The 9,495-nt window shown below is 66.1% G+C and carries 8 protein-coding genes; 3 read left to right on the top strand and 5 right to left on the bottom strand.

The window, feature by feature from the left end; all coding sequences use genetic code 11:
• Positions 1-149: 149 nt before the first annotated feature.
• The 5 genes from KBY70_RS13005 to KBY70_RS12985 form a co-directional block, all read right to left on the bottom strand.
• Positions 150-959, bottom strand: a complete 810-nt coding sequence (locus KBY70_RS13005; protein WP_254988784.1) for an inositol monophosphatase family protein — start codon at positions 957-959, stop codon at positions 150-152.
• Entirely contained in the window at positions 956-2,287 is a 1,332-nt protein-coding gene (locus KBY70_RS13000) for a BCD family MFS transporter (RefSeq protein WP_254988783.1), read from the bottom strand. Before KBY70_RS13000 ends, KBY70_RS13005 begins: the two co-directional genes overlap by 4 nt.
• A gap of 91 nt (positions 2,288-2,378) precedes the next feature.
• Positions 2,379-4,013, bottom strand: coding sequence for a TolC family protein (locus tag KBY70_RS12995; RefSeq protein WP_261356145.1), 1,635 nt, complete (start codon positions 4,011-4,013; stop codon positions 2,379-2,381).
• 77 nt (positions 4,014-4,090) lie between these two features.
• Positions 4,091-5,485: a TIGR03279 family radical SAM protein gene (locus KBY70_RS12990; protein ID WP_254988781.1), complete on the bottom strand. Its 1,395-nt coding sequence runs from the start codon at positions 5,483-5,485 to the stop codon at positions 4,091-4,093.
• 23 nt (positions 5,486-5,508) lie between these two features.
• Positions 5,509-6,390 carry an undecaprenyl-diphosphate phosphatase gene (locus KBY70_RS12985; protein ID WP_254988780.1) on the bottom strand — a complete coding sequence of 294 codons (882 nt, stop codon included), beginning with the start codon at positions 6,388-6,390 and terminating at the stop codon, positions 5,509-5,511.
• 142 nt (positions 6,391-6,532) lie between these two features.
• Here KBY70_RS12985 and KBY70_RS12980 point away from each other — a divergent pair, with 142 nt between their 5' ends.
• From KBY70_RS12980 to nadB, 3 genes are all read left to right on the top strand, one after another.
• Entirely contained in the window at positions 6,533-7,252 is a 720-nt protein-coding gene (locus tag KBY70_RS12980; RefSeq protein WP_315859752.1) for a DUF3120 domain-containing protein, read from the top strand.
• A gap of 111 nt (positions 7,253-7,363) precedes the next feature.
• A complete protein-coding gene (gene psbU / locus KBY70_RS12975; RefSeq protein WP_094561507.1) occupies positions 7,364-7,741 on the top strand; it encodes a photosystem II complex extrinsic protein PsbU in 378 nt (125 codons plus the stop codon).
• Positions 7,742-7,828: 87 nt separating this feature from the next.
• Positions 7,829-9,490, top strand: coding sequence for an L-aspartate oxidase (gene nadB, locus KBY70_RS12970; RefSeq protein WP_254988779.1), 1,662 nt, complete (start codon positions 7,829-7,831; stop codon positions 9,488-9,490).
• The last annotated feature ends 5 nt before the right edge of the window (positions 9,491-9,495 follow it).

Genomic DNA, 9,495 nt, shown 5'->3' with positions numbered 1-9,495 from the left:
GCTCTAGGCGGAACGTCGCCTCCCGGCGACTCAGAAAACTTACAACACCGTCGGCTCTCGCCTCCTTCTGCCATAAGCCTGCTCGCTTTCGGGTTTCCCCTTGCGCGCAGTCCAAAAACATAACACCCCCTCTGACCGCTGAGCAAGGATCAGGCCACAAGCGCCTCGGCCCACGGCATGAAACGGGCAAGGGTGTCCGGTCGATCGGCCGCCAGCACAGGGAAGTCGGCCGTTGAGAGATCGGACCCGGCGGCGATGGCCTCCGGCGATCGCACCAACCAACGGATCGGACAGCCGAGCTCGCTGAGCACCAACCAGGCGGCGGCCAGATCCCAAATCTTGGGAGTCGCCTCCAGGGCCGACACCGTCTGGCCCATGGCCACACTCACCAGATTGAGGCTGGCCACGCCGAGCAGGCGGATCTTGCCGGGGAAGCGTTGGTTGGGCAGTTTCTGCAACACCCCGATCGAGCGGCTGCACAGCGACGCACAACCGGCGGGGTGGCTCTGCCGGGACGGAGGCTGGAGCAAGCGGCAATTGCGCCAGGCTCCCTGACCACGGATGGCCACGATGCGTTGGCGCAGCGGCGGCACATCCAGCACCGCCAGCACCGGGATACCACCCTCAAAACGTGCCAGGGAGATGGCCCAATAGGGGATGCCGGCGGCAAAATTCGTGGTGCCATCGAGCGGATCCACCACCCAGTAAGCATCGCTCCCTGGCACGGTTTTGTCCCCTTCTTCACTGAGGACTCCCTCGCCGGGATACAGCTGGGCCAATCCCTCCACCAGGGTGGCGTCACTCCAGCGGTCGCAGGCGGTGATCAGGCTGCCATCCGCTTTGAGATCGGAGGCCATGTGGCCAAAATCGGCGCGTTGGCGCGCGGCCACCCGATCGAGCAGGGCGTCCAGACCAGGACTGAGATGCGGGGCCGGGAGGGTGGTGGGATCAGCGTTCATCCGAGCTCGAGGGCCAGCACCTTGCTGAGGCTCCTCCCCGTATCCTCCCTGAACTGACGCAGGTTGACGCGGCTCAGCAACAGCAAAGCCGCAAAAGCCACAGCCGCCTCCGCACTGAACACGAGCGCGTAGGGGGCATAGGTGGAGGCTGGCAGGTCGAAGACCTGTTGCAGCGCCCGAGCCAGATCGAACAAACCACCCCCCACCACCTTGCCGAGGGCCCTGGAGAGGGCCTGGGCCAATCCCCAGACGCCCACAAAGGTGCCCGCCGCTTCCGGCAGGGTGAGATCCAGCATCAGCACCAGGGCGCTGTTGGTGCCGATGCCCGCCGCCAGCCCGAACAGCAGCATCACCAGCTGAAGCACCGGCACCCGGCCCACCAGGCCCGCCAGGGCCAACAGCACGAGGCTGGCGAGAATCAGCTGACAGCCCAGCCGGGCTGTGGCCAACTTGCCAAGCCTTGGCACGATCCAGAGGCCGGCGAGCAACAGGCCCACCAGCGTGCCCATGCCCCAGAACGCATTGAGGGAGGCCGTGGCGGCTATCGGCATGCCAAACACGTCGGCGCCATAACTTTCCAGGATGGGGTCCTGGAGAAACAGCGCCAGGGTGAACAGCACCAGAAAGGAGAAAAACACCAGCACCTGACGGCTGGACGTGATCAGAGCCCAGGTCTGGGCGAGGGTGATGGCGTCATCGCGGCGCTCGCTAGCCAAACCAGACGGGTCCCTGACGCCACCGGGCTCCAGCCCCAAGGTGGCGACCACCGTGAGGGCCAGCACCACCACCACCACCTTGGCCATGAATCCCAGCAACACAGGCTCCAGAAGGGCTGGATCGGTGATGCCATCCAGCCCGCGCAGGTTGAGGCTGATGGCGATCGCGCCGATGACGATGCCCACCGTGAGCAGGCACCAGATGATGCCCACCGCCCGGGGCCGCTCCACTTCGCTGGTGCGATCGATCACCAGGGCGAGGTAGGGGGTGGTGGCCAGAGAAATGGCCAACCCATAGCAGGCAAACAGCCCGCACAGGCCAGCGATCCCAAGGCCCAACTCCGGCTGGGAGGCGCTGTCCAGCAAGCGACCCACATGAAAGATCAGAGGGATCGACAGCACGGCCAGTCCACAGAACAGCGCCGTACCCAGCCAGATGTAGGGCGTGCGATGGCGGCCCCCAACCGGATGGGCATCCGAGATCTGACCAAACAGCACCCGGGATGGGGCAACAAACTGCTCAAAAGCCAGAGCGCCTCCAACCAGCAGGCCAGGAAAGCCGAGCTCACTCAGCATCACCCGGTTCAGCAGGCCAGCAAAAACAACGGCCAAACAGCCAAGGCAGCCCTGAAACAGCCCCAGACGCAGGGTATTAGCCAGGCCCAGAGTCGGGTGCTGACCAGCCAAAGTGGCGCTCACCGGCTCAAACCGCTCCTTGGGAGGCAGCCTGACAGGCCGGGATCAAGGGAGTGGGTTCCACGGGCACATCGGAAGCACCGACTGGCTTCGCAGCAGGGAGAGACTGGGGCGTACAGCTGGCCACCTGATCGAGACCAGTTCGGCGACGCAGCTCTGCCAAGCGCTTGTTGTAGTCGGTGATGGCATTGGAGTAGCGCACCTCGGCTTGGGTGAGATCACGCTGGTTGTCCACCACCTCCCGTTGGGTGGTGACACCGGCCTGGAAGCGCAGACGGGCCAAGCGCAGCGATTCCCGGGCTGAGATCACTTCCCGGGAGGTGGTGACGATGTTGCGGTTGTTCTTTTCGAGCTCGTAGAAGCTGGTTTCCACCTCTTGACGGATGCCGTCACGGCGCTGGGCAAAGCGGAAGGTGTTCTCCTGCGCGAGCTGCTTGTTCCGCCGCGACTGGGCTACGGCGGCACCGCCGTCAAAGAGCCGCCAGCTCAGGTTGAGCCCGAGGGCCGTTTCGTAATTCGTGCCATCTGCGCCGGGCTGAGCCGTGACAACGGACTCGTTGCCGTTGAAGACATTCCCGGTGAAGCCGGCAAAAATATTGAGTAATGGCTGAACGGCTCCCAGGGCTGCATTAGCCTGGCTGTTGGCGATCGAGATGTCGAGCAGGGCCTGATCGAGCTCTTCGCGGAAGGTGTAGGCCGCGATGATGCTCTCCTGCAAGGAGGGCTGCCAGACCCCGAACACCCGGGCTGGATCCTTGGCGGTTGGGGTGACGTTCTGGGGCAGGTCCAACAGGGCCGCCAGGGTGCGACGCGCAATCGCCTGGGCCGCCAGGGAGTTGGTGAGCAGCTGCTGGTCGCGGGAGAGCTGGGTTTCGGCCTCCAGCACCTCCAACTTGGTGGCTACCCCGGCCTGGAAGCGGGCCTTGGCATCCCGCAGGCTCACGATCGAAGCCCGCACCGACTCCTGGCCGATCCGCACCTGATCGTCGGCCTGCTGCAGGTCGAAGTAGATGGATGCCGTCTGCAGTCGCAGATCCCTCAGAGCGATCACGTATTGGAACTTGGCCTTTTCAAACTGATCACGGGCCGCCGCGATCGTGGGGACCCGCTGGGGGTTGATCAGCGCCCACTGGGCCGTCAGAGCGGCACCGAGGGACCAGCGTTCCGTTGCTGAAATCGATGTGGTGCCGTTGGCAGCATCCGAACGCGCCTGACCGGTGGTGAAGGTCGGCAGCGAGTTGGCTTGCAAGTTGAGGTTGGGATACCACTGAGCAATTTGGGCCCGCAGGTTGCTCTGGGCCTGATCCACCTGGCTGGCGATCGCCTTGAGATTGGGGTTGTTCACCTCTGCCAGATTTTCGACCTCCAGCAAACCAAGGGGCCGCAACTCGAGGATTCGCACCTGCTCCGGCTTGACCGGCAGGGCCAAGGAGGCTGGAGCTGGAAGGTTGTCCAGACCTGGAGCCAGCTGGGTGGCTGCCGGCGTCACCAGGGTGGGATTGACTTTGGGGCGGTACCCGCGCACCTGGGTGGGGCTACCGCCCCGAGGCGTTTCAGGGGCGAGGGGCAACGGCGTGGCCGCGTCCGCCTGAGACGGAGTCGCAGCCGCTGACTCCTGGGCCTCAGCGGCAAGCGCCAGCATCGGAGCCCCCAGCAGGCCGATGAGCGCGAGTCGAGAGATGGATTTGGACACGCCTGATACAGCCTGATGGCCAGATCTTAATGAGATCGAAAATTCTCATCGAAACAGGAGGCCACAAGGTCGTCTGCACCCCCCAGCAGCCGGATGGGCACAGGCAGTTGGCGCTCCAGCTCAACCAGGGTGAGGTCGTCCAGGAAGACTGGCTCCCCCTGGCGCAGCATCACGGCCGGCAGCAGCAGGGCCTCGCCCAGATCGCGACCCGACAGGCCTGCCAGCAGATCCGAACCCGTCAACAGGCCCGTCACCACCTGCTCCTGGCCCCAATAGGGGCTGGGTAAGCCATGCAGGATCAATTCCAGGCCGTCCACAGCATTCAGCCGGGCCACCACAGGCTCGAGCGCTTCGGCCACCAACTGGCCCACCACCCAGCTGAGGCGCCGCGGCCGGGGCAAGGCCTGCGGCAGGTTTTGGGTGGCCTCATCAAGCGCTTCCAGAAAGGCGCGAATGCTGCCCACGCCGTTTTCCTGTTGGGGCAAATCCTCATACTCCGCCCGGGGCGGTAGGGGCAGGCCGGCCATCAAGTACCACTCATCCGACAACCAGGCAAAACGGCTGCCCATGTCTTGCTGGAACTGTTGCTGCAGGGGTTCCACCAGGGCGATCACCTGGCGCGCGGCGTGGCGGTTGACGGGCACCAACGCATCCCCATCGGGACGAAAGCGGGTGAGGCCCACCGGCACCACCGCCACCGAGAGCACCGCGGGCCACTCCCCAGCGGCGAACGCGGCCAGGTCGTGCAGGGTCTGCTGCAACGCCGGGCCGTCGTTGATCCCCGGGCACACCACCACCTGGGCGTGGATCTGCAGATCCCGCTGGGCGAACCAGCCCAACTGCTCGAGCAGCAAGCCAGCCCGTGGATTCACCAGCAAGCGGCTGCGCAACTCCGGCTCGGTGGCATGCACCGAAACAAACAGGGGGGAGAGCCGCTGCTCCTCAATGCGCTGCCAGTCGGCGGCGGTGAGGTTGGTGAGCGTCAGATAGGAGCCGTAAAGAAAACTGAGGCGATAGTCGTCGTCTTTGAGGTAGAGGCTGCTGCGGCGCCCCGGCGGCTGCTGATCGATGAAACAAAAGGGGCAGGCGTTGTTGCACTGCTTGAGCCCGTCGAACAGGGCCTCGGTGAAGCCCAGGCCCAGGCCTTCGTCGAGATCCTTCTCCAGCTCCACCGTGTGGCGGGTGCCATCGGGATCTTCCACCTCGAGGGTGAGCTCCTCCTCACCCACCAGAAACTGCAGGTCGATCAGATCCCGCGGGCGTTTGCCGTTGATGCTGAGCAGCCGATCGCCGGGCTGAAAGCCGAGCTCTTCGCCGATGGAGCCTGGCTCCACCGTGGCAACCACGGCTGGGGCCGGCAACCGGGGGGACGTGCCATCGAGGGCAGCCAGGGCAATCCCCGCAGAGGGCTCATTCCACACGGCGGGAGGTGGTACGCAAAGAACTAGCCATTCACTCTGGCGCCCAACCAGATCAGGATGGCAACGCCGAACAGCAGCCGGTAGATCACAAACACCCAGGTGCTGTGGTGCTGCAGGAAACGCAGCAACCAGGCAATCGCGACCCACGACACCACCGCCGCGGCCGCGATTCCCACCAGCATGGGCACCACGCCGCCGCCGGAGGGGGCACTGAAGGCCTCCTTCAACGACACCAGTCCGGCCAGGGTGATCGCCGGAATGCCCAACAAGAAGGAGAAGCGGGCCGCCGCCGGGCGCTGCCAGCTGTCGAAGAGAGCAGCGGTGAGGGTGCTGCCGGAGCGGGAGACGCCGGGTACGAGCGCCAGGGTCTGGGCCAGACCCACCCACAGACCATCACGGGGCTGCACGTCGTCGAGCTGCCGGCGGCGGCTGCCCACCCATTCAGCCCAGGCCAACAACAGGGCCATCACGATGGACACGACCGCGATCGAACCCATGCTGCGCAGCGGCGAGTTGTCGTAACCCGGCACCCAGAGCTTCAAAGCCAGACCCGCCAACACGATCGGCACGGTGCCCAGGGCGATGGCAACCCCCATGCGGGCGGAGGGATCGCTCCATTGGCCATAGCGGAAGGCCCTGGCCACCCCGCGCAGCACCTCAGCCAGGTCGGCACGGAAATAGCCGAGCACCGCCGCAATGCTGCCCAGTTGGATCACGGCAGTCACCGCCACCCCTGGATCCCCCCAGCCCAGCAGCACCGGCACCACCTTGAGATGGGCCGTGCTGCTGATCGGCAAAAACTCCGTCAGCCCCTGCACCACGCCGAGGATGAGCGATCGAAAGCAGGCTTCCCAAATCCCGATGATCGGGGAGGTCAGATCCGGAAGAACGGCAAACAGGGCCATGCGGTGCCGGGCAAACTCGGCCGACCCTATGGCCGGAGCCCCCGCTCGACCCCTTAAGGTTGGACAACTTTCTTTACATCCCTTGGTGGTCGGGGCCCGTCCCAGCGCACAGTCTCCGGCTCTGGGCCAACCGCTTGCCGCGGTGGGCAACGGGTTTTTGGCGTCGACGCCATGGGCCAGCAATGGCGCCTGGGCGTGGCTCCAGGCGGCTCAGAACCCTGGACTGATCCTGATCAGCGGCGTGTTGGTCACCCTGCCGGTGTTCCTGCAGGCCCCTTGGGTGCGGCTGGCCCCCTTCAGCGCTGCGCTGTTCACCGTGCCGCTGCTGGCTTTTGCCCTGGCGCTGGCCCACCACCCCAGCCCCCGGATCCGCCGCAGCGGCGAGCTGCTGGTGGGGTTCTGCGGCAGCTGGCTGGGGGGTTGTCTGTTCTGGGGGTGGGTGCGGTTGCATCCCCTTTGGCATCTGCCCATTGAGGCCTTCGCTCTGCCGCTGTCCCTTGCGGGGCTGCAGGGACGCTGGAAGTTGGCCTGCGGCTTTTATCTGGGCTCCCTGATGGGGACGGCCTTCACAGATGCCGCCATGGCGGCCACAGGCGTGATGCCCTTTTGGCCCCAGGTGCTGAGTGCCAGCCCTGCGGATGCGCCGCTGCTGCTGCAGGCCGCCGCCCAGCAGGTGCTGGCTCCCCTGCCCCTGGCCCTGGTGTTGCTCTGCGGGGCGCTGTTGCTGCAGGCCTGCCGCTGGCTCTGGCAGCGGGGGCCGGTGGGGCGCATCACCGCCTCCGCCCTGGCCACCACCCTCGCAGTAGACGCCCTGTTTCTGCTGGCGGCCCTACTGGCGCCCAACCTGAGCGGGCTGATCTGAAGATCTGCAAAATCCTGGGGCAGCCAGCCCAGGGATCCAGGCTCAGCTCTGTAACGTTGAACTCTGGTGGCTTTGACCACCTCCCGTCCCGTAGTTCAACGGAGTGTCGTGATGAAACGGCTGGTTGCCTGGCTGATGAGTGGGGTGGTGCTGGCCGGCCTCCTGATCACGTTGTTGATTCCCCCCGCCGCCTATGCCGCCGACCGGCGCAACCTGGCCGACGACAAAATCGCCGAGCGGGCCGGCAAGGTGGACCTCAACAATTGCTCCGTCCGTCGCTTCCAGGATTATCCCGGCATGTATCCCACCCTGGCCGGCAAGATCGTCCTGGGTGGTCCCTATCAGAGCGTCGATGATGTGCTCAGCCTGGATCTGACCGACCGTCAGAAGGAACTGTTCAACAAGTACAAGGACAACTTCACCGTCACTGAGGCATCGATTGCCCTCAACGAGGGCGACGACCGCATCAACGATGGCCAATACCGCTGAGCCCTAAGCTCACTGCCACCTTGAAAGCCGTCGGGGCCTTCCGGCGGCTTTTTTAGTGCCGGTCCTTGCCGGATGCCTTCAGCCGCCATGGCAGAGCAGTTCTGGGATGTGGTGGTGGTTGGCAGCGGAGCTGCCGGCCTGATGGCCTGCCTGGAGTTGCCCAGCCATCTACGCGTTCTGCTGCTGAGCAAAGACAGCGATCCCGGTAGCACCCCCCGATCGGCCAGTCGCTGGGCCCAGGGGGGCATCGCCGCCGTGACCCGGCCCAACGACAGCTTCGCCAGCCACATCGCCGACACCCTGAGTGCCGGCGCCGGCCTGTGCGACCGGGCGGCCGTGGAACTGCTGGTGCATGAGGCTCCTGCCTGCGTGGAGCGCCTGCTCCAACTGGGGATGGCCTTTGACCGCGACGGCGATGGCCTCAGCACCACCCTCGAAGCCGCCCACAGTCACCGGCGCGTGCTGCATGCCCAGGACCGCACCGGCGGCGCCCTGGTGGATGCCCTAGAGCGGGAGGTGCTGAGGCAGCCCCTGCTCGAGCAGCGCAAGGGTGTGGTGGCGCTACAGCTCTGGATGGAGCACGGCCGCTGCGTGGGCCTGCAGGTGCTCGAAGGCAACAGGATCCACTGGCTGGGGGCGCGGGCCGTGGTGCTGGCCACCGGGGGAGGCGGCCACCTGTTTGCCCACACCACTAACCCGAACCTGGCCAGCGGCGATGGGGTGGTGATGGCCTGGCAGGCAGGAGCGGTGGTGCGCGATCTGGAATTCGTGCAATTCCATCCAACAGCCCTGATGCTGCCGGGAGCCCCCCATTTTCTGATCTCCGAAGCCGTGCGTGGTGAAGGGGCCCACCTAGTTGATGGGGCGGGCAACAGCCCTGTGGATGGCCTGCCGGGCGGTGATCTGGCCCCCCGGGACGCCGTCAGCCGAGCCCTGGCCCGGCGCATGCGGGCGCTGGGCGTGGACCATCTCTGGCTGGATTTGCGGCCCGTGGGCGTCTCCCGACTGGAGCAGCAGTTCCCCACAATTTTGGGGCGCTGCCGCGAACTGGGGCTCGACCCCACCCGCGCACCAATCCCCGTGGCGCCCGCCGCCCACTACTGGATGGGGGGCATCTGGACGGATCTGCACGCCGCCACCAGCCTGCCCGGGCTCTACGCCGTGGGGGAGGTGGCCTGCACCGGCGTACATGGCGCCAACCGCCTGGCCAGCAACTCCCTGATGGAGTGCCTGGTGTTTGCCCGGCAATTGCGAACCATCCACCTGCCGCCGGCACCAGACCAGCCCCGCCCAACCCAACACGACACCAGCGGGGAACAGGATCTGCCCGAGATGGCCGGGCTGGGCCTACCCCAGCTGGGGGCCTTGGAAGCCCAAATCAGCGCCCTACGGGACCTGTGCTGGCAGGTGGCGGGCGTCGAACGCAGTGCCCACGCCTTGGCGCCTGCCCTCTTGAACGTGCGCTGCCAGCGCCAGCAACTGGAAGCCGGCCCTGCCTGGCAGCAACTCCAGGCGCTCGCGCCTGGCCAATCCCTTCAGCTCGCCGCCGCCGAGCTGCCAGCTCTGAAAAGGTTGCAGGAGTTGCATCAGCGCCTGGTGCTGGCCGGGCTCTTGGTCGAAGCCGCCCTCTTTCGCAGCGAGAGCCGCGGCGGGCACCACCGCACCGATGCCCCCGCAGCCCAGCCCTTCTGGCAGCGCCACACCGACCAGCGACAACACCAACCGCCCTCCACGTCGCCCCTGCTCTGAGCGGG

This window comes from Cyanobium sp. ATX 6E8 (assembly GCF_024346335.1).
In the GTDB taxonomy this organism is placed as follows: Bacteria; Cyanobacteriota; Cyanobacteriia; order PCC-6307; family Cyanobiaceae; genus Cyanobium_A.
Note: the sequence above shows the minus strand (reverse complement) of the source record. Positions and strands in the feature narration are given on the sequence as shown.